Origin of the sequence: Bradyrhizobium sp. CCBAU 45321, assembly GCF_028128975.1 — a bacterium.
Taxonomy (GTDB): Bacteria; Pseudomonadota; Alphaproteobacteria; order Rhizobiales; family Xanthobacteraceae; genus Bradyrhizobium; species Bradyrhizobium yuanmingense.
In genome coordinates this window covers 44,478-63,343 of record NZ_LFKZ01000130.1, presented here as the reverse complement: position 1 = coordinate 63,343, position 18,866 = coordinate 44,478, and the positions used below count along the sequence as shown (strand labels likewise).

At 65.0% G+C, this 18,866-nt stretch carries 21 protein-coding genes; 18 read left to right on the top strand and 3 right to left on the bottom strand.

Features of this window, described 5'->3' with window-relative positions:
- The first annotated feature begins 44 nt into the window (after nt 1-44).
- From ACM43_RS32835 to ACM43_RS32795, 9 genes are all read left to right on the top strand, one after another.
- Complete coding sequence (locus ACM43_RS32835; RefSeq protein ID WP_271545766.1) at nt 45-467, top strand: hypothetical protein; 423 nt, start codon at nt 45-47, stop codon at nt 465-467.
- A 108-nt stretch (nt 468-575) separates the two neighbouring features.
- On the top strand, nt 576-2,453 hold the full coding sequence (gene htpG, locus ACM43_RS32830; protein WP_157282962.1) for a molecular chaperone HtpG: 1,878 nt from the start codon (nt 576-578) through the stop codon (nt 2,451-2,453).
- Nucleotides 2,454-2,630: 177 nt separating this feature from the next.
- The gene (locus ACM43_RS32825) at nt 2,631-2,906 is read left to right on the top strand and encodes a DUF3551 domain-containing protein (protein ID WP_271545764.1); all 276 of its coding nucleotides are present in this window, start codon (nt 2,631-2,633) and stop codon (nt 2,904-2,906) included.
- A 210-nt stretch (nt 2,907-3,116) separates the two neighbouring features.
- On the top strand, nt 3,117-4,922 hold the full coding sequence (locus ACM43_RS32820) for a long-chain-acyl-CoA synthetase (RefSeq protein WP_271545762.1): 1,806 nt from the start codon (nt 3,117-3,119) through the stop codon (nt 4,920-4,922).
- A 143-nt stretch (nt 4,923-5,065) separates the two neighbouring features.
- Nucleotides 5,066-5,311 (top strand): acyl carrier protein, encoded by a 246-nt coding sequence (locus ACM43_RS32815; protein ID WP_015688794.1) that lies wholly within the window; start codon nt 5,066-5,068, stop codon nt 5,309-5,311.
- Nucleotides 5,298-6,680, top strand: a complete 1,383-nt coding sequence (locus ACM43_RS32810) for a class I adenylate-forming enzyme family protein (RefSeq protein ID WP_271545760.1) — start codon at nt 5,298-5,300, stop codon at nt 6,678-6,680. Before ACM43_RS32815 ends, ACM43_RS32810 begins: the two co-directional genes overlap by 14 nt.
- Entirely contained in the window at nt 6,673-7,395 is a 723-nt protein-coding gene (locus tag ACM43_RS32805; protein ID WP_157282950.1) for an SDR family NAD(P)-dependent oxidoreductase, read from the top strand. The genes ACM43_RS32810 and ACM43_RS32805 overlap by 8 nt, the downstream gene beginning before the upstream one ends.
- Nucleotides 7,396-7,521: 126 nt before the next feature.
- Nucleotides 7,522-7,725, top strand: a complete 204-nt coding sequence (locus ACM43_RS32800) for a hypothetical protein (RefSeq protein ID WP_157282947.1) — start codon at nt 7,522-7,524, stop codon at nt 7,723-7,725.
- Between the two features lie 341 nt (nt 7,726-8,066).
- On the top strand, nt 8,067-9,218 hold the full coding sequence (locus ACM43_RS32795) for a DUF3095 domain-containing protein (protein WP_271545756.1): 1,152 nt from the start codon (nt 8,067-8,069) through the stop codon (nt 9,216-9,218).
- Here the strand turns inward: ACM43_RS32795 and ACM43_RS32790 are convergent.
- From ACM43_RS32790 to ACM43_RS32780, 3 genes are all read right to left on the bottom strand, one after another.
- Complete coding sequence (locus ACM43_RS32790; RefSeq protein WP_157282941.1) at nt 9,215-9,649, bottom strand: DUF2147 domain-containing protein; 435 nt, start codon at nt 9,647-9,649, stop codon at nt 9,215-9,217. The genes ACM43_RS32795 and ACM43_RS32790 overlap by 4 nt on opposite strands.
- Nucleotides 9,650-9,758: 109 nt before the next feature.
- Nucleotides 9,759-11,144 carry an MATE family efflux transporter gene (locus ACM43_RS32785; protein ID WP_271545754.1) on the bottom strand — a complete coding sequence of 462 codons (1,386 nt, stop codon included), beginning with the start codon at nt 11,142-11,144 and terminating at the stop codon, nt 9,759-9,761.
- Between the two features lie 82 nt (nt 11,145-11,226).
- The gene (locus tag ACM43_RS32780; RefSeq protein ID WP_271545752.1) at nt 11,227-11,754 is read right to left on the bottom strand and encodes a GNAT family N-acetyltransferase; all 528 of its coding nucleotides are present in this window, start codon (nt 11,752-11,754) and stop codon (nt 11,227-11,229) included.
- Nucleotides 11,755-11,999: 245 nt separating this feature from the next.
- On the opposite strand from ACM43_RS32780, the gene ACM43_RS32775 reads away from it, so the two are divergent.
- The 9 genes from ACM43_RS32775 to ACM43_RS32735 all read left to right on the top strand — a co-directional run bounded on the left by ACM43_RS32775 (nt 12,000) and on the right by ACM43_RS32735 (nt 18,864).
- Entirely contained in the window at nt 12,000-12,596 is a 597-nt protein-coding gene (locus tag ACM43_RS32775; protein ID WP_027573470.1) for a superoxide dismutase, read from the top strand.
- Between the two features lie 236 nt (nt 12,597-12,832).
- A complete protein-coding gene (locus ACM43_RS32770; protein ID WP_271545750.1) occupies nt 12,833-13,444 on the top strand; it encodes a permease in 612 nt (203 codons plus the stop codon).
- Nucleotides 13,441-13,941: a hypothetical protein gene (locus tag ACM43_RS32765; protein WP_271545748.1), complete on the top strand. Its 501-nt coding sequence runs from the start codon at nt 13,441-13,443 to the stop codon at nt 13,939-13,941. The genes ACM43_RS32770 and ACM43_RS32765 overlap by 4 nt, the downstream gene beginning before the upstream one ends.
- Before the next feature lie 55 nt (nt 13,942-13,996).
- Nucleotides 13,997-14,239: a hypothetical protein gene (locus ACM43_RS32760; RefSeq protein WP_157282926.1), complete on the top strand. Its 243-nt coding sequence runs from the start codon at nt 13,997-13,999 to the stop codon at nt 14,237-14,239.
- Between the two features lie 2 nt (nt 14,240-14,241).
- On the top strand, nt 14,242-14,997 hold the full coding sequence (locus tag ACM43_RS32755) for a metal ABC transporter ATP-binding protein (RefSeq protein WP_157282923.1): 756 nt from the start codon (nt 14,242-14,244) through the stop codon (nt 14,995-14,997).
- 6 nt (nt 14,998-15,003) lie between these two features.
- Nucleotides 15,004-15,873, top strand: a complete 870-nt coding sequence (locus ACM43_RS32750) for a metal ABC transporter permease (RefSeq protein ID WP_271545744.1) — start codon at nt 15,004-15,006, stop codon at nt 15,871-15,873.
- Between the two features lie 2 nt (nt 15,874-15,875).
- Nucleotides 15,876-16,739, top strand: a complete 864-nt coding sequence (locus ACM43_RS32745; protein WP_271546505.1) for a metal ABC transporter solute-binding protein, Zn/Mn family — start codon at nt 15,876-15,878, stop codon at nt 16,737-16,739.
- Nucleotides 16,740-16,795: 56 nt separating this feature from the next.
- Nucleotides 16,796-17,845 (top strand): CobW family GTP-binding protein, encoded by a 1,050-nt coding sequence (locus ACM43_RS32740; protein ID WP_036036600.1) that lies wholly within the window; start codon nt 16,796-16,798, stop codon nt 17,843-17,845.
- Nucleotides 17,845-18,864, top strand: coding sequence for a WD40 repeat domain-containing protein (locus tag ACM43_RS32735; protein ID WP_271546503.1), 1,020 nt, complete (start codon nt 17,845-17,847; stop codon nt 18,862-18,864). The genes ACM43_RS32740 and ACM43_RS32735 overlap by 1 nt, the downstream gene beginning before the upstream one ends.
- The last annotated feature ends 2 nt before the right edge of the window (nt 18,865-18,866 follow it).

Below are 18,866 nucleotides of genomic sequence, written 5' to 3'. Positions count from 1 at the left end.
CGGCGTTGTTCCCGTGCCCGCCATGGGGCGAGGGATCGACAGCCATGTCACAGATTCAAAAGGTTTTTTTGAGCGCAATTGCGGTCGTCGCCACCCTCGGTGCCGTGCAACTGGCCTCCGGGCATGATCTCGCAGACCGCTGGCAGGCGGTCGCCGACCTCCCCAGCCACGGTTCCGCCGTCGCGGTGGGCCACAACGTCAACCGCGTCGCCAAGGCAGACCGGCTCGCCGAGATCAAACCGGCAGCCGTTCCGACCCGCACGGTCTCGATGCGGCTGAACGACCTCGCCGATACCTCGGTTCTGCTGCGGGTTCCTGCGGTGATCGAGACCGGCAATGCCAAGACGCCGGTGCTGCTCCAGAACCAGAAGAAGCCTCGCAACAAGCCGACGATCGCCTGTGAGCCGATGGTCAGCTCCCTGACCGAAGTCGCGAGGCTGCTCCAGCCCGGCCGCTGCGTGACCTGACCCCTCCGCGACGGGTGGTTTGGCGGACCCAGACTTCACATCCTCTTGATCTGCCATTGCCTCGCGCTATATCCGGGTTCCCTCCCTTTTGTTTGACCGGGTAAGCGCATGACGACGTCAGATACGGCTGTGCATACGCAGCCTTTCCAGGCCGAAGTTTCCGAACTGCTGCACCTGATGGTGCACTCCGTCTATTCGGAAACCGACATCTTCCTCCGCGAGCTCATCTCAAACGCCTCCGATGCCTGCGACAAGCTGCGCTACGAGGCCATCGCCAGTCCCGCCCTGCTAGGCGAAGGCGACGCACTCAAGATCCGCATCACCCCGAACAAGACGGCCAAGACGCTCACGATCGCCGACAACGGCATCGGCATGGAGCGGCAGGAGCTGATCGACCATCTCGGCACCATCGCCCGCTCCGGCACCAAGGCGTTCGTGTCCAAGCTGAAAGAGGCCAAGGACGGGCTCGGCCTGATCGGCCAGTTCGGTGTCGGTTTCTATTCCGCCTTCATGGTCGCCGAGAAGATCGTCGTGATCAGCCGCCGCGCCGGCGAGAGCGATGTCTGGACCTGGACGTCCTCCGGCGGCTCCGGCTTCGAGATCGCCCGTGCCAGCGACGAGGAAGCGGCGCGCCTGACGCGCGGCACCGAGATCGTCCTGCACCTGAAGGACGATTCCAAGAAATATCTCGAGACCTACGAGATCGAGCGTATCGTCACCGCCTATTCCGACAACATCCTGTTTCCGATCGAGCTGGTGCCTGAAGAAGGCGAGCCGCGCCAGATTAACTCGGCGAGCGCGTTGTGGCAGCGCTCCAAGTCGGAGCTGACGGCTGACGATTACAAGAAGGCCTATCAGCAGATCGCCTCTGCCTTCGACGATCCCGCGATGACGCTGCACTACCGCGCGGAAGGACGTTACTCCTACGCCGTGCTGCTGTTCGCGCCCTCGACCAAGCCGTTCGACCTGTTCGAGCCGAACCGCAAGGGCCGCGTGAAGCTCTACGTGCGGCGCGTCTTCATCACCGACGATGCCGACCTCTTGCCGGGGTACCTGCGCTTCGTCCGCGGCGTGGTCGACAGCGAGGATCTTCCACTCAACATCTCGCGCGAGATGCTCCAGAACAATCCGCAGCTGGCGCAGATCCGCAAGGCGGTGGCGACGCGGGTGGTGTCCGAGCTCGAAAGCCTCGCCGACAAGGACCCGGAGAATTTTGCCAAGATCTGGGACGCCTTCGGCGCGGTACTGAAGGAAGGCATCTACGAGGATTTCGAGCGGCGCGAAAAGCTGCTGTCGCTGTCGCGCTTCACCACCACGTCGGGCGAGAAGCGGTCGCTGAAGCAGGTCATCGCCGATTTCAAGCCGAACCAGACCGAGATCTATTATCTCGTCGGCGACAGCATCGAGCGGCTGAAGTCCAATCCGCGGCTGGAAGCTGCGACCGCGCGCGGCATCGAGGTGCTGCTGCTGTCGGATCCCGTCGACGCGTTCTGGACCTCGATGCCCTCGGATTTCGAAGGCAAGCCGCTGAAGTCGCTGAGCCAGGGCGATCTCAATCTCGATTTGATTCCGCGTATCGACGATAAGGACGAGGCGAAGAAGGACGAGCCGGCTGCGGACGAAGCAGCCACCATCGCGGTGATCAAGGCCGCGCTGGGCGAGCGCGTCAGCGACGTCAAGGTCTCGACGCGCCTGACCAGCTCGGCCTCCTGCCTCGTCGCCGACAGCCAGGGCCCGAGCCGCGAGCTCGAGCGCATCTTGTCGCAGCAGAACCGCGGCATGAAGACCAAGCCGATCCTCGAGATCAATTTGCGCCATCCGCTGGTCACCGCGGTCACCAAGGCGCAGGCTGCTTCGACAGTCGTCGACGATATCAGCCTGCTCCTGCTCGAGCAGGCGCAGATCCTGGACGGCGAATTGCCGGAAGACCCGGCAGCGTTCGCGGCGCGGCTGAACCGGCTGGTGCTGCAGGGGCTCGGCGGCTAACGCTGCCTCGCAGCATCATTTCGACCGCGCTTGACCTAGGTCGTCAGGTCGCTCGGCGCGCATCGCTTCCGGCGCTGCGCGTCTCGCTCACCTTGACGTCATCAGGTCTTAGGAACAGTCGCGGACGGCGAGATGTTGTGTCATATGATGCGACGTCACCAATTCGAGGATTTCCCCATGCGCTTGTCATTCCTCACTCTTACTGCGATCTCCACGCTGCTGGGCGCGGCGGATGCCAGCGCGCAGCGATACGATCCGGCCTATCCCGTCTGCATGCACCGCTACGTCGGTGGCCCTGGTGGCGGAGGAAGTGACTATTACGACTGCTCGTTTACCTCGCTGGAGCAGTGCCGCGCCACGGCCTCGGGCCTTGCCGCGACCTGCGACCTCAATCCCTATTACGCCTTCAACGAATCGCCGCCGCCCCGCCGACGTCCCAAGAAGGTGCACTGAGCCGAGCGGGACCAAAGCCGCGACGTCTGCATTCATCACTCTTTCGACCTGATCACACCCGCCAGTACGCTGCCGGCGGGTGCGATCTTGGTTGCGGGCTGTTGACAGTTAACCGCGCCCTAACCGAGTTTACCTTGTCTCTTAACGCCTGGGTCAGGGCGCGCGGGCTAAGCTGTCGAACACCGCAGACCGCCCGAAAGAGTAAGCAATATGACCACCGGCGTCATCGAGCAGCCGAAAGCCGCGCGCGCACCGTCGGCTTCCAAGATCTGGTTGAGGGCGATCGAGCTCACCGCGCGGATCGAAACGCTGCCGGGCCGTCTGTTCGCCGACGTCGTCGACGATTGGGCGCAACGCCAGCCGAACCGCGTCGCTCTGGTGGCGGACGAGGCAAGCCTCGATTACGCAGGCCTCTCGAAGAGAATCAATCGCTACGCCCGCTGGGCGCGCTCGGTCGGCCTGTCCAAGGGCGATACCGTTGCGCTGATCATGCCGAACGGCATCGACTATGTCGCGGCCTGGCTCGGCATCAGTCGCGTCGGCGGTGTGGTCGCACTGATCAACACCAAGCTGGTCGGGCAATCGCTCGCGCACTGCCTTGATGTCGCGAAGCCGATGCATGTCATCGTTGCGCATGTGCTGACGGGAATGCTGGACAGCGCGGCTCCGCATCTGAAGACGGGGGCAAAAGTCTGGACGCATGGCGATAGCCGCAGCGAACGTGCGATCGACGTCGCGCTTGCCGTTCTCGACGACGGCCCGCTATCGCCGGAGGAGCATGGCCAGGTCACCATCGACGACCGTGCGCTGCTGATCTACACCTCCGGCACCACCGGCCTGCCGAAAGCGGCCAGCATCAGCCACCGCCGCATCCTCAATTGGGGGTTTTGGTTCGCCGGCCTCACCGGCGCGACGCCGCAGGATCGGCTCTACGATTGTCTGCCGCTGTTCCATTCGGTCGGCGGCATCGTCGCGCCATGCAGCATGCTGGCCGCCGGCGGTTCGGTGGTGATCGCCGAGAAATTCTCGGCCTCGCATTTCTGGTCCGACATCGTCCGGCACGACTGCACGCGGTTTCAATATATCGGCGAGCTCTGCCGTTACCTGCTCAAGGCCGCGCCCTCGGAATACGAGAACCGGCATCGCCTGCGGCTCGCCTGCGGCAACGGGCTGCGCGGCGACATCTGGGAGGATTTCCAGGCGCGCTTCGCCGTTCCGCGCATCCTCGAATTCTACGCTGCGACCGAAGGCAATTTCTCGCTGTTCAACGTCGAGGGCCAGCCGGGCGCGATCGGCCGTATCCCGCCGCTGCTCGCGCACCGCTTTCCTGCCAGTCTCGTCAAGCTCGACCCCGATAGCGGCGCGCCGCTGCGCAATGAAGAGGGCTTCTGCATCGCCTGCAGCCGCGGCGAGGCCGGCGAAGCCATCGGCCGCATCGGCACCGCGGACGAGGGCGGTGGGCGTTTCGAGGGCTACACGGATGCTGGTGAGACCGAGAAAAAAGTCTTGCGTGACGTCTTCGTCAAGGGCGATGCCTGGTTCCGCACCGGCGATCTGATGCGGATGGACGACAAGGGATTCTTCCATTTCGTCGACCGTATCGGCGACACGTTCCGCTGGAAGGGCGAGAATGTCGCGACCTCGGAGGTGAACGACGCCGTGCGCGATTTCACCGGCGTCGTCGATGCCACCACCTATGGCGTCAGCATTCCCGGCGCCGACGGCCGGGCCGGCATGAGCGCGATCGTCGTGAACGAGGGCTTTGACATCGCCGCGCTGCCCGCCCATCTCGCGCAGCGCCTGCCGGTCTATGCCCGGCCTCTCTTCATCCGCATCTCGCGCGAGCTCGACGCCACCGAGACCTTCAAGCAGAAGAAGGGCGAGCTCGCCCGCGAGGGATTTGACCCGGCCGCGGTCTCCGATCCGCTGTTCATGCTCGACCCGACATCGGGCGCGTACGTTGCGCTGGACGCGGAGACGTATGCGGCCATCTCGGGCGGTACGATCAGGCTGTAGGGCAACCAAAATCGAGAGATAGGTCCAATTTTATCTGAATTGTCCAAGAAGCCATTTACTTCTGTCGGGTAAACAGACCGCGATGGGGAGGCGGTCAGCAAGAGCCGCCGCAACAACGAGATCGATAACAAAGCGAGCCAACCATGTCGGTAAGGTCAAAGGTCATTGAAGCGATCCAGCAGATCGCCAAGGAGCAGCACGTCACGCTTCCCGCCCTCTCGGACGATCTGTCCCTGCATGAGACGGGCTTTGACTCGCTCGCCTTCGCCATCCTCGTCGCCCGCCTCGAGGACGAGACCGGCGTCGATCCCTTCACCATTTCCGAGGACGCAGCGTTCCCCGCCACGGTGGGCGATTTCGTGCGGGCCTACGAAAATGTCCCCGCGTGAGATCTTTGCACTTCGCGACCATCTTGGCGCGGAGCTGAAAGGCCGCGCGATCTCCGATGCACATGATGTCGTGTCGCTGACCGACATCCTGTCGCAGACGGTCTTGGGCGGCCGGCTGCACGACCTGTCCGGCCGCGCCGTGCTGCTCAAGCTGTCGGACCAGCTCCGATCCGGCCTAGCCATGATCGAGCTCGACGGCATCGCCCGCCGCATGCTGTTGTGTCCGCCCGACCTCAATCCGGCGCATCTCGACGCCTTGATCGCGGATGCGGGGATCGATGCCGTCGTCACCGACGAGCCCGATTGCTGGGCGGCGTCCGGCGTGCCGCTGGTCGTCACCGCGCACTTGCCGCCGCAAGCCGCGGCGCCTGCCAAGACCGAGCGGGGCACCGAATGGCTGATGTTGACTTCGGGCACCTCGGGCGTGCCAAAGATCGCCGGCCATACGCTGGAAGCCTTGACCGGTGCGATCGTCGCCGAAGGCCCGTCGCGCGGACCTGCACCGGTCTGGGCAACGTTCTACGACATCCGCCGCTATGGCGGCCTGCAAATCTTTCTCCGTGCCATCCTCTCCGGCGGCTCGTTGGTGCTGTCCGATCCCCATGAGGCGCTCGCCGATCACGTCGCGCGGCTGAAGGCGCGCGGTGTCTCGCATATCTCCGGCACGCCCTCGCACTGGCGCAAGCTCCTGATGAGCAGCTCGGCCGCGCAATTCGCCCCGGCTTACGTCCGCCTCTCCGGCGAGATCGCCGACCAGGCCGTGCTCGACGGCCTGAAGGCGGCATTCCCCCACGCGTCCGTCGGCCATGCCTATGCCTCGACCGAGGCCGGCCTCGGTTTCGCCGTCAATGACGGGCTGGAAGGCTTTCCGGCCGACTATCTCGGCAACCGCAACGGCGTCGAGATGAAGGTCGTCGACGGCTCGCTGCGCATCCGCTCAACGCGCACGGCCCATGCCTATATCGGCCGCAATGCGGCGTCGCTCACCGACGACGACGGCTTTGTCGATAGCGGCGACATCGTCGAGCTGCGCGGCGATCGCTATTATTTCGTCGGTCGTCGTGGCGGCATCATCAACATCGGCGGACTGAAGGTCCACCCCGAGGAGATCGAGGCCGTGATCAACCGCCATCCCGACGTGCGGATGTCGCGCGCGAAGTCGCGCAAGAGCCCGATCACCGGCGGCATCGTCGTCGCGGACGTGATCCTCGCTGAGGGCACCGATCCGGCGCGCGCGAAAGATATCCGCGACCAGATCCTGGATCTGTGCCGTGCCCAGCTCGCATCCCACAAGGTGCCGGCGGTGCTCCGCTTCGTCGAGGCGCTCGACGTTACCCCGGCCGGAAAACTGGCGCGCACCGATGCATAACGTTCTCGTCACCGGCGGCAGCCGCGGCATCGGGCTTGCGATCGGCAAGCGCCTTGTCGCGGCCGGCTTCAACGTGATCGCGGCGGCGCGGCGCGAAAGCGACGAGCTCAAGGCGGCCATCGCCGCGGCCGACGGGCGCCTGCATTTCCGCGCCTGCGATCTTGCCGTGATCGATGCAATCCCGGCCTTCGCAAAGCTCGTCCGCGACGAATTCGGTCCGATCTACGGCCTCGTCAACAATGCCGGTCTCGGCACTGAAGGCCTGCTGGCCACCATGCACAATTCCGAGATCGAGGCGCTGGTGCAGCTCAACGTGCTGTCGCCGATCATCCTCACCAAATATGTGGCCCGACAAATGATGGCCGACGGCGCGGGGCGCATCATCAACATCTCCTCGATCATCGCGACGACAGGCTATAACGGCCTGTCCGTCTATGGCGCGACCAAGGCCGCCGCGACCGGCTTCACCCGCTCGCTGGCCCGTGAGGTCGGCAAGCTCGGCATCACCGTGAACGCGATCGCGCCAGGCTTCATCGACACCGAGCTCACCCACAATCTCTCCGAGGAAGGCCGCAAGCGCATTGCGGGCCGCAGCGCGTTGCGCCGGCTGCCGGAGACGGACGACGTCGCGCGCATGGTGGAATACCTTTTGGGCGAAGGCGGCCGCAACGTCACCGGCACCGTGTTCACCATCGACGCGGGCAATACCGCCTAAGCGGAACCCGACTGCCACAATTGCGTTGATCACGCGCAATGACAGCCAGCCGGATTTGGTCGTAAGATGCCCCGCAATCGATTGGTTTACGTCAATCGGTCTGCCCTAAACGAAGGGGAGCAGTCGATGGCCACTTCAAACATGAGCGCTTCAAGTCGGGTCCTGAAAGAGCCGGTGCGTGTGAATGAGGTCCGCTGCCCACCGATGTCGCATCAGAATTCCGGCGATCACGGCCACGAGGCGTATCCGCAGCAATTCGTGCGCCTGATCGGCTGCCACGACGTCCCTGCATCCCAGCTGCGCAAGCGTCAGGACGAGAAGCTGCATTAGCCGCTCACGGCCGCTGCTTCGGCAGGTCAATCCGCTCGTGTGAAGATTCCGGCGGTCCTTCGGTGAGGCGGCGGATGCGGCGCTCGCGCATGGCAGAGTCCTTGCTGTTGAAGTCGGACACCTCGATTTTCCCATGCAACCCCTTGGGGCCGCGCGACGATAGCCGCTCTCCCCCAGTGGTCGTTTGACGCCGATCAGTGATCGCGCCGGGGCATTGCAAGGCGGCCGCATCTTGTTGTCCGGACCACTTTCGGCCAATGATCGAAAGGGGGCGCGAGCCAGCGAACCCGGATCGATCCTGCCACGTATCTTGCTTCGCATTCCAACAGTCCGGCATCCCGATGAGCTCAGGCGAGTCCTTCTATGGCGGCATTCCCGTCTTCCGAGGCTTCACCAGCCTGATGGATCCTGCGCTCTATGCACCGCTGCCGGACGACTGGAGCATCGGTGTTGCCGATATCGTCGATTCGACCAAGGCGATCGCGGCGCAGCGCTACAAGGCCGTGAACATGGCCGGTGCCGCCGTGATCGCGGCGGTGACCAATGCGCTGGAGGGGCGGGAGTTTCCCTTCGTGTTCGGCGGCGACGGCGCCAGCTTCGCGGTGGCGCCAGACGACGTCGAGCTTGCCCGCCAGGCGCTGGCTGCGACCGCGACCTGGGTGCGCGAAGACCTCGATCTGACCCTGCGCGTCGCCTTGGTGCCGGTCAGCGTCATTCGCACACACGGCCTCGATGTGCGCGTCGCCCGGTTCGGGCCGTCGGCCAACCTGTCCTATGCGATGTTTTCGGGCGGCGGGCTCGCCTGGGCCGACGCCGCGATGAAGCGCGGCGAGTTTGCCGTCGAGGAGGCGCCTGCCGGAACGCAGCCGGACCTTTCGGGCCTGTCGTGTCGTTTCGAGGTGATGCCGGCGGCGCGCGGCCTGATCCTGTCGGTGCTGGTGATGCCGACGCGTGGCGTCGATCCGCAGGCCTTCCGCAAGGTGATCGAGGACATCATTCATCTCGTCGAGCGAAGCCCGGAGGGCGGCCGGCCGGTGCCGCCGCAGGGGCCCCCGCTGAAATGGCCGCCGCAGGGCGTGGAATTCGAGGCCCGCACCAGGCGCGGCGGTCCGCTGCTCGCGCGCAGAGCCAGCGTACTGGCCTATACGCTGTTCGCTTATTTCATCATGCGCTTCGATATCAAGATCGGCGGTTTCGTGCCCAGCCTCTACAAGCGCCAAGTGGTCGAGAACTCGGACTTCCGTAAATACGACGACGGCCTGCGCATGATCCTGGACTGCACGCCGCAGCTCGAGCGCGCCTTGAACGATCGTCTCAAAGCCGCCGCGCGCGAGGGCATCGTGCGCTACGGCCTCTACCAGCAGGACGCTGCGATGATGACCTGCTTCGCGCCGTCGGCGCTGCGCAGCGATCACGTCCATTTCATCGACGGCGCGCGTGGCGGCTATGCCTCGGCGGCGACGGCGTTGAAGGCGATGATGGCAGCGGGTTAGCGCCCCGCGCGCGTCCAGGTCTCACCGCCGCAGAGCGCGCCGACGCAGCCTTCGACCCGTAGCGCGTCCGCGCCGGTCAGGCTGACGTTGCTCGCATAGGTGCTGCCGTCGTCGGCATTGTAGATCTGGCCCGACCATTTGTTCGGTCCTGCCGGCTCCATGCCGCTGAACAATGGCAGGCCGATCATCGGACGCCTGGCCAGCGCGGGATTGGGATTCTTGCTGTCTGTGGCGGGCTGGCCGGTCGCGCTGTCCATGGGTTCGCGCAGCCAGACGATGTGGCCGCAGATACCGCCGCCGCATTTGCTGATCTTGACGCGCGCATCGCCCGCCTGGGTGAGCCAGGTCCCTTCGGCGCTCTGCGCATAGGCGGAAGGCGCACCGATCAGCGCAGCCAGAATGACGGTGAGAGCGGCGAATCTGAATGTCATGGAGAGGAGCCCTGGAATGGAGGCGCCTCCATAGCAGCAAATCGAGCGCGCGCAACGTCCGAGGGAATCACATTTCTGAGCTTATCTGCCTGCGCCTATTTACCTGCGATCATTTGCCCCAGCGCGCGAAAGCGACCGAGGCGGCGGTCGAGAGCCCGAACACGACCATAGCGCCGCCGACCAGCGCGAACAGGGTCCAGGCCGGAGCCTGCGCGGTCATCAGTCCGATACCGCCGATCGCGACGATCAGAAGCCGTGCCGTGGAGGCGAGCACGGGACCGCCGACGCGTGCGGCGCCTTGCGAGGAGAAGTAAAGCGACACGCCCATGCCGAAGAATACGAAGGCCGGACCTGCCCAGTGGAAATAGCTGTGCGCGGCGGCGGTGACGCCGGGATCGCGGGTGAAGAGCCCGACCCACAGCGACGGAGCGAGCGCAACGACGAGCCCGATCAGGCCCACCGTGAGTCCTGAGGCCGCAGCCGCGGTCCAGGCGACACGCCGCGCGCGCTTCACATGTCCGGCGCCGATCGCCATGCCGACCATCGGCACCGAGGCGATGCCGAAGGCGAAGGTGATTGGGATCAGCAGAAATTCCAGCCGCGAGCCGATGCCGTAGCCGGCCAGCATCTCGGTGCCGAAGGTCGCGAGGATCTTCGTGAAGATCAGAATGGTGAGCACGGTCTGGAGCGGCGACAGGCAGGCCACCGCGCCCACTTTGAGAATGTCCAGGAACATCGCGCGCTCGAAATGGAAGGCGCGGAGATTGAGCGGCAGCCGGCTGCGGCCTGACATCAGATACCAGAGGAAGAACAGTGCCGCGCAGCTGAACGCGATCAGCTGGCCGCTCGCCACGCCCGGCATGCCGAATTGCGGCACGCCGAACAGGCCGAGCCCCAGCGTGCCGCCGAGCACGATCTGCAGCACGCTCGCCCCGATCAGAATCATCGAAGGCAGGCGCATGTCGCCGGTACCGCGGATCACCGAGGCCAGCGTGTTGACGAGCCAGATCGCGACCGCGCCGGAGAACAGCACCTGCGAATAGCCGCTGGCCTCTTCGAGCACGCGCTCGCGTCCGCCGAGCAGCGAGAAGAAGGAGCGGCCGAAGGCGAGCATCATCACCGTGAAGAACAGCCCGCCGCAAAGGCCGATGATGGCGGCATGCAGCGCCAGCGTCGCGGCGCGGTCGCGATCCCCTGCGCCGAGCGCGCGGCTGATCGCAGAGGAGACGCCGCCGCCCATCGCGCCGGCGCTCATCATCTGCGTCAGCATCGCGAACGGAAACACCAGCGCGATCGCAGCGAGGGGGATGGTGCCGAGCCGGCCGATATAGGAGGTCTCGGCTACCGCAACCAGCGTGCTCCCAACCATCGCGATCATGTTGGGGATCGCGAGCCGCAGCAGCGTCGGCAGGATCGGCGCGGTCAGGAGGCTGGCGATGGGGGAGGCGACCGGCGCAACCGGCGGGACGGCATCTGCTGGGGCGTCGATCGTCATGTCCACCGTGCGGAAAATTAAATGATGACCGACATATTATAAGAGAATGAGCCGGCCGGCCCAGCCCTGGCTCACGCAGGGCTCACCATGGCAGGCCGCATAGGTCGATGGTGCCCAGCGTCGGCGCGCGCACGATGTGGAAGACATAGGGCGCCATGTAGGTGAACCGGATCCGCCCTTCCGGCTGTTCGCAATAGACCTCGCCTTTGAACGGCAGCCAGCTCCGGGCCTCGTAGAACGCGAAATTGTGCGGCTCGCAGAACAGTAGGGCGAACCGAACCGCCTCGTTGGCGCGCATGGTATGCACCGCCGCGTCGATCGCCATGGTCGCATAGCCACGGCCGCGCTGGTCCTCGCGCGTGGAGACGCCGCCGATGCCGCCGATATGAACCTTTTGTCCATTCCAGGTGATGGTGCGGAAGTAGATGCCGACATGGCACACGAGACCATCCTCGGGCGTCTCGACCAGCACGCGGAGATCGGCATTGGCCCATTTGACTTGAGCCCAGGGCTTGCCTGCGACGAATTGCGGTGCCCAGACCGCCTGAAGTAGCGGCTCGGCGATCGGCCACGAGGCGTCGCCGTTCAATATGTCGATCTCGATGCTCATGGCCTCGTCCTCCACAGCTCCGCTTCGTGGCGCGTTTGTTCTGTCTTAAGCGCCTCAAAGGCAATGATATTTTACAGCGAACCGCAGGTCTGATCGACGGCGGCCGGTTGCGACGAATTTGTGCATTCAAGCAGGACGCGCCAAGTCACGCCTTTTCGCAAATTCTGAGGTATTTAATGGTGGCGGAACCTTCTATAAGGGGTGACCGTTAGAACTCGTTCCCCACCAGTTGCGGACAAGAAGCCATGACCTTTACGCTGCCCCCACTCCCTTACGCCTATGACGCCCTCGGCCAGTACATGTCGAAGGAGACGCTGGAATATCACCACGACAAGCATCATCAGGCCTACGTCACCAACGGCAACAACGCGCTCAAGGGGACCGAATGGGAAGGCAAGTCCCTTGAGGAGATCGTCAAGGGCTCGTTCGGCAAGAATCCCGCGGTGTTCAACAATGCCGGCCAGCACTACAACCACATCCACTTCTGGAGCTGGATGAAGCCCAATGGCGGCGGCACCAAGCTGCCGGGCAAGCTCGAGAAGAAGATCAACGAGGACCTCGGCGGCTTCGAGAAGTTCAAGACGGACTTCCAGGCAGCCGGCGTCGGCCAGTTCGGCTCCGGCTGGTGCTGGCTCCAGGTCAAGAATGGCAAGCTCGAGATCTCCAAGACCCCGAACGGCGAGAATCCGCTGGTGCACGGCGCCACCCCGATCCTCGGCTGCGACGTCTGGGAGCACTCCTACTACATCGACTATCGCAACCGCCGTCCCGATTATCTCAAGGCGTTCGTCGAGAACCTCGTGAACTGGGAATACGTGGAGTCCCTATTCGAGAAGGCGTGAGCCCTGCTCCGTCATCCCGGGGCGATGCGTAGCATCGAACCCGGGATCTCGAGATTCCGGGTTCGGCTTCGCCGCCCCGGAATGACAGAAACAAAGGCGGTCGCAGGCGCGACCGCCTTTTTGCTGTGCGGAATTGCCCTGCGCGGCGCGCGCATGGGTCTGTCGTCACACCGTTTGCATCCCACCGGCGGCGCCCTTAATCAGGACGGGCATCACCTTCGAGCGACTCTAGCCCGTTGTCAGAACCTTCCCCGAACAATCCGGCGCCTGGCGGCGACGCGGAATCCGAGCCGCGGCCGGGCCGGGTCCGCAAGCCGATCGGCTGGTCGACCATCATCATCGCAGCTCTGGTGGCGGTGAGTGCAGCACTGGTCTGGCGGCGGGACGGCACTGACGGCGTTCTGGACATCCTCACCCACGATCTCTCGTTGTTCTCCGGCATCCTGCCGCGCGTGCTCGCCGGCTGCCTGTTAGGGGCCTTCATCTCGGAAATCCTGCCGCACGAGAAGGTCTCGCGCTCGCTCGGGCCGAAATCCGGCCTGATGGGCCTGCTGATCGGCACCGCCTTCGGCGCAATTCTGCCCGGCGGTCCCTTCACGGCCTACCCGGTGGCTAGTGCGCTGCTCGCGGTCGGCGCCGATTTCGGCGCCACCATCGCCATGGTCGTGAGCTGGACGCTGATCGGCTATGGCCGGGCGGTCGCCTGGGAAATCCCGATCATGGGCACCGATTTCACGCTGTGGCGGATCGTGATCTCGCTGCCGCTGCCAGTGCTCGCCGGCGCCCTCGGCCGCTTCGTCTATGTCAGGCTCTATCCGAAGCCGCTCGCGAAGGACGACGAGAGTTGAGCGCAGCGCTTCTGATCGACGTCCTGCTGTGGGGTTCGGTGCTCGGCGTCGGACTGATCGCCTTTCGTCGTGGGCGCCCGGTGCTCGTGGCCTCCTTGCGCGAAGGTACGATGGATTTCGTCAACATCGTGCCGCGGATCGCGCTTGGCGTGATCGGCTCCGGCTACATCGCCGCCATCATCCCGCAGGAGGTGATCACCAGCTGGCTCGGCCCGGATAGCGGCTGGCTCGGGGTTGCCACCGCTGTGGTCGCCGGCGCCGCCACGCCCGGCGGCCCCGTGGTCGGCTTTTCCATTGGCGCGGTGGCGCTGAAGTCGGGCGGCGGCGTGCCGCAGGTGGTCGCCTACGTCGTCGCCTGGGCGCTGTTCGCCTTCCAGCGGGTGATCCTGTGGGAGATCCCGTTCATGCCGGCCCGTTTCGTCTGGTTCCGCTGCGCCGTGTCGGTGCCGTTCCCGTTCGTGGCGGCCGCTATCGCCATGGTGATCGGCAAGCCGTGAAGCGGAATGGCAGCCCGCCGTGGACAGTCGTAATGTTATAATATAACGTCCGCAAATGGCTCCCGCCGCGTCTCACGCCCACCAGCACGACCATGCTCATGGCCATTCCCATGGTCACGGCCATGGACATTCGCACGGGCACGATCACGCCCACGCCCATGTCCACGATGCGGCCTCGCCGCATCCGGCCCAGGCCGCGCCCTGGTCGATCCTGCGCATGACCATGGCGGGCCGCCTCGCGGCCGCGCTCGCCGTCTGTGCCGTGCTGTGGGGCATCGTCTTGCTGGCGATGAGGTGACGATGGCCGCGTTGCACTTTCACAACGTCACGCTCGGCTATGACCGGCACCCCGCCGTGCATCATCTCAGCGGCGAGGTCGCGCCGGGCGCGCTGGTCGCGGTGATCGGCCCGAACGGGGCCGGCAAGTCGACGCTGCTGCGCGGCATCGTCGGCATCCTGAGGCCGCTCGACGGGACGATCCATCTCGGCGGGCTCGATGCCCGCGACATCGCCTATCTGCCGCAGAGCGCGGAGATCGATCGCAGCTTCCCGATCTCGGTGCTCGATTTCGTCGGCACCGGGCTGTGGCGCGGCACAGGCTTGTTCGGCGGCATCGGCAAGGCCGCGCGCGACAAGATTCTCCGGGCAATCGGAGCCGTTGGCCTCAGCGGTTTCGAGAACCGCCCGATCGGCACGCTCTCCGGCGGTCAGATGCAGCGCGTGCTGTTCGCCCGTGTGCTGCTCCAGGATGCCAGCCTGATCGTACTCGACGAGCCCTTCAACGCCATCGACAGCAAGACCACCGCCGATCTGCTCGCGCTGGTGAGGCGCTGGCATGGCGAGGGTCGCACCGTGCTCGCCGCACTGCACGACATGGAGATGGTGCGCAATCATTTCACCGAAACGCTGGTGCTGGCGCGCGGCCCCGTCGCGTGGGGCCCGACGGCGGAGGTGCTGACGCCGGAAAATCTGCTGGTCGCGATGCGGATGTGCGAGGCCTTCGACGACAGCGCGGCGGCCTGCGCGGCCGATGATATCAGCTCGCGGGCGGCCTGATATCCGATGCTCTATGACGCGCTGATCGGTCCGTTCACCGAATTCGAGTTCATGCGGCGCGCGCTCGCCGCGGTGATCGCGTTGGCGCTGGCGGGGGCGCCGATCGGCGTGTTCCTGATGCTGCGGCGGATGAGCCTTGTCGGCGACGCCATGGCACATGCGATCCTGCCCGGCGCCGCAATCGGTTTCCTGCTCTCCGGCCTCAATCTGTTCGCGATGACCGCTGGCGGCCTGATCGCCGGCTTTGCCGTCGCGATCCTCGCTGGCGTCGTCGCACGCTCGACCGGGCTGAAGGAGGACGCCTCGCTCGCCACCTTCTATCTCGCTTCGCTTGCGCTCGGCGTCACCATCGTCTCGATCAAGGGCACCAACATCGATCTCCTGCACGTGCTGTTCGGCAACATCCTCGCAATGGACGATCAGACCCTGCTCGTGGTCGCCTTCAACGCCACGGTGACGCTGCTGGTGCTCGCGGTGATCTACCGCCCGCTGGTGATCGAGAGCGTCGATCCCCTGTTCCTGCGCACGGTGAGCCGGGCCGGGGGCCCGGCCCATCTCGCCTTCCTCGCGCTGGTCGTCATCAACCTCGTCAACGGCTTTCAGGCGCTGGGCACGCTGCTGGCGGTAGGACTGATGATCCTGCCTGCGGGCATCGCAAGGTTCTGGTCGCGCGATCTCACCGCGATGATCTGCATCGCCGTCATTGCTGCTGCGGTCTCCGGCTATGCCGGCCTCGTGCTCTCATTCCAGACCCGCGTGCCCTCGGGCCCTGCGATCATACTGGTGGCGACGGTGCTCTACATCGTCTCCATCCTGTTCGGCCGCGTCGGCGGCATCGTCCGGCAGCTGTTTCCCGGCCGGCATCTGGAAGCATGACGATGCGGCTCATCCTGGTCTTTGCACTGTTGCTGATCGCCTCGCCGCTGCAGGCCGCGGAGCGGCTCAACGTCGTCGCGAGCTTCTCGATCCTCGGCGATTTCGTCCGCAATGTCGGTGGTGACCGCATCAACCTGACGACGCTGGTCGGGCCCGACGGCGATGTCCACGTCTATGCGCCGACCCCTAGCGATGCCAAGCGGGTCGCGGCGGCGAAGCTCGTCATTGTCAACGGGCTCGGGCTGGAGGGCTGGCTGCCGCGCCTCGTGCAATCCTCCGGCAGCAAGGCGAAGGTCGTGACTGCAAGCGCCGGCATCACGCCGCTAAAAATGGGTGCGGCCGCTGATCCCCACGCCTGGCAGTCCATCCCGAACGCCAGGATCTACGTCACCGACATTGCAAGCGCGCTCGCCGCGGCCGCTCCTGACGACGCGGAGTTCTTCCGCGGCCAGGTCAAGGCCTATCTGGAAAAGCTCGAAACACTGGACCGCGAGGTCCGCGACGCCGTCGCAAAAATCCCGCCGGAGCGGCGCAAGGTCATCTCCACCCATGACGCCTTCGGCTATTTTTCCGCCGAGTACGGTATCCGGTTCATCGCCCCCCGGGGCGTCTCCACGGAGACCGAGCCGAGCGCGCGAGATATCGCCGCCATCATCGGCCAGATCAAGGCCCAGAAAATCCCCGCCGTGTTCCTTGAAAATATCAGCGACGATCGCCTGATCCGGCGGATCGCCGCCGAGACCGGCGCCAAGGTCGGCGGGACCCTGGTTTCGGACGGTTTGACCGGCGAAAAGGGCCCTGCACCCACTTACATTGACATGGTCAGGCACAATATAAAGGCCCTGACCAGCGCGCTTGACCATTAGGGCAGGGGCCACCCCGCCTCGCGTCGCGCGAAAAAGCCTTGAAGTCCGGAGTTGTTATGTCTGACGCGACCTCCCAAAAGATTCCCGTGACCGTGCTGACCGGCTATCTCGGCGCCGGCAAGACCACGCTCCTCAACCGCATCCTGTCGGAGAACCACGGCAAGAAATACGCCGTCATCGTCAACGAATTCGGCGAGATCGGCATCGACAACGACCTCATCATCGGCGCCGACGAGGAAGTGTTCGAGATGAACAACGGCTGCATCTGCTGCACCGTACGGGGCGACCTCGTCCGCATCATGGACGGCCTGATGAAGCGCAAGGGCAAGTTCGACGCCATCATCGTCGAGACCACTGGCCTCGCTGATCCCGCGCCGGTCGCGCAGACCTTCTTCGTCGACGAGGATGTGCAGAAAAACGCCCGGCTCGATGCGGTCGTGACGGTCGCCGACGCCAAATGGCTGTCCGACCGGTTGAAGGATGCACCCGAGGCCAAGAACCAGATCGCCTTTGCCGACGTCATCGTTCTGAACAAGACCGACCTCGTCAACAAGGGCGAGCTCGCCGAGGTCGAGGCCCGTATCCGCGGCATCAATCCGTATGCGAAGCTGCATCGCACCGAGCGCTGCGCGGTGGCGCTGGCCGACGTGCTCGACCGCGGCGCGTTCGATCTCGACCGCATCCTCGACATCGAGCCTGATTTCCTGGAGGCCGACGATCATGACCACGATCATGATCATCACCATCATCACGGCCACGATCACCATCACCATGATCACGGTCACGGCCTGAAGCACTATCACGACGAGGAGATGCAGTCGCTCTCGCTCAAGACCGACAAGCCGCTCGATCCCAACGTGTTCATGCCCTGGCTGCAGAACCTGGTGCAGGTCGAGGGCGGCAAGATCCTGCGCTCCAAGGGCATCCTCGCCTTCCACGACGACGACGACCGCTACGTCTTCCAGGGCGTCCATATGATGCTGGAGGGCAACCACCAGCGGAAGTGGAAGGAGGGCGAGCCGCGCGAGAGCCGCCTCGTCTTCATCGGCCGCGAATTGCCCGAAGAGGCGATCCGCAAGGGTTTCGAGAGCTGCATCGTCTCGTGATGAAAGAGTTTACGCCCGCGCCCGAGTCCGCTTCGATCGTTTCCGTCACCGACCGCGTCAAGCCGATTGCGCTCGGCATGGCAGTGACCTCGGTGCATTTCCTGAAGGATCGCGCCGCCTTCGTCGGCGGCGAGGAGAACGTCGCATTCGTCGATGCCAATTGCGAGATCACCACGGTTGCCGTGCATAGCGGCGGCATTCTCTCGACCGCCTCCGACGGCAAGCGCCTCGTCATGGGCGGCGACGACGGCAAGGTCGTCTCGCTCGATGCCAAGGGCGAGGTGACGCTGCTCGCCACCGATCCCAAGCGGCGCTGGATCGACGCGGTGGCGCTGCACGCCGACGGCGCCTTCGCCTGGTCGGCCGGCAAGACCGCGACCGTCAAGAGCGGCAAGGCCGAGGAGAAGTCGATCGACGTGCCCTCGACCGTCGGCGGCCTTGCCTTCGCGCCGAAGGGCCTGCGGCTCGCTATCGCGCATTACAACGGCGTGACGCTGTGGTTTCCGAACATGGCGGGATCGGCCGAATTCCTGCCCTGGGCCGGCTCGCATCACGCGGTCACCTTCAGCCCCGACAACAAATTCCTGGTCACCGCGATGCACGAGCCGGCGCTGCACGGCTGGCGGCTCGCCGACAACAGACACATGCGCATGACCGGCTATCCGGGCCGCGTCCGCTCGATGTCGTGGAGCGCCGGCGGCAAGGGGCTGGCGACCTCGGGCGCCGACACGGTGATCATCTGGCCGTTCGGCAGCAAGGACGGTCCGATGGGCAAGGAGCCCGCGATGCTCGCGCCGCTGCAGGCGCGCGTCTCCGCGGTCGCCTGTCATCCCAAGAACGACATTCTCGCCGCCGGTTACAGCGATGGTACGGTGCTGATGGTCCGGCTGGAGGATGGCGCGGAGATCCTGGTCCGCCGCAACGGCACGCCGCCCGTGGCCGCGATCGGCTGGAATGCGAAGGGCACGCTGCTGGCTTTTGCCGACGAAAATGGGGACGGCGGTCTGCTCGAGCTTTAATC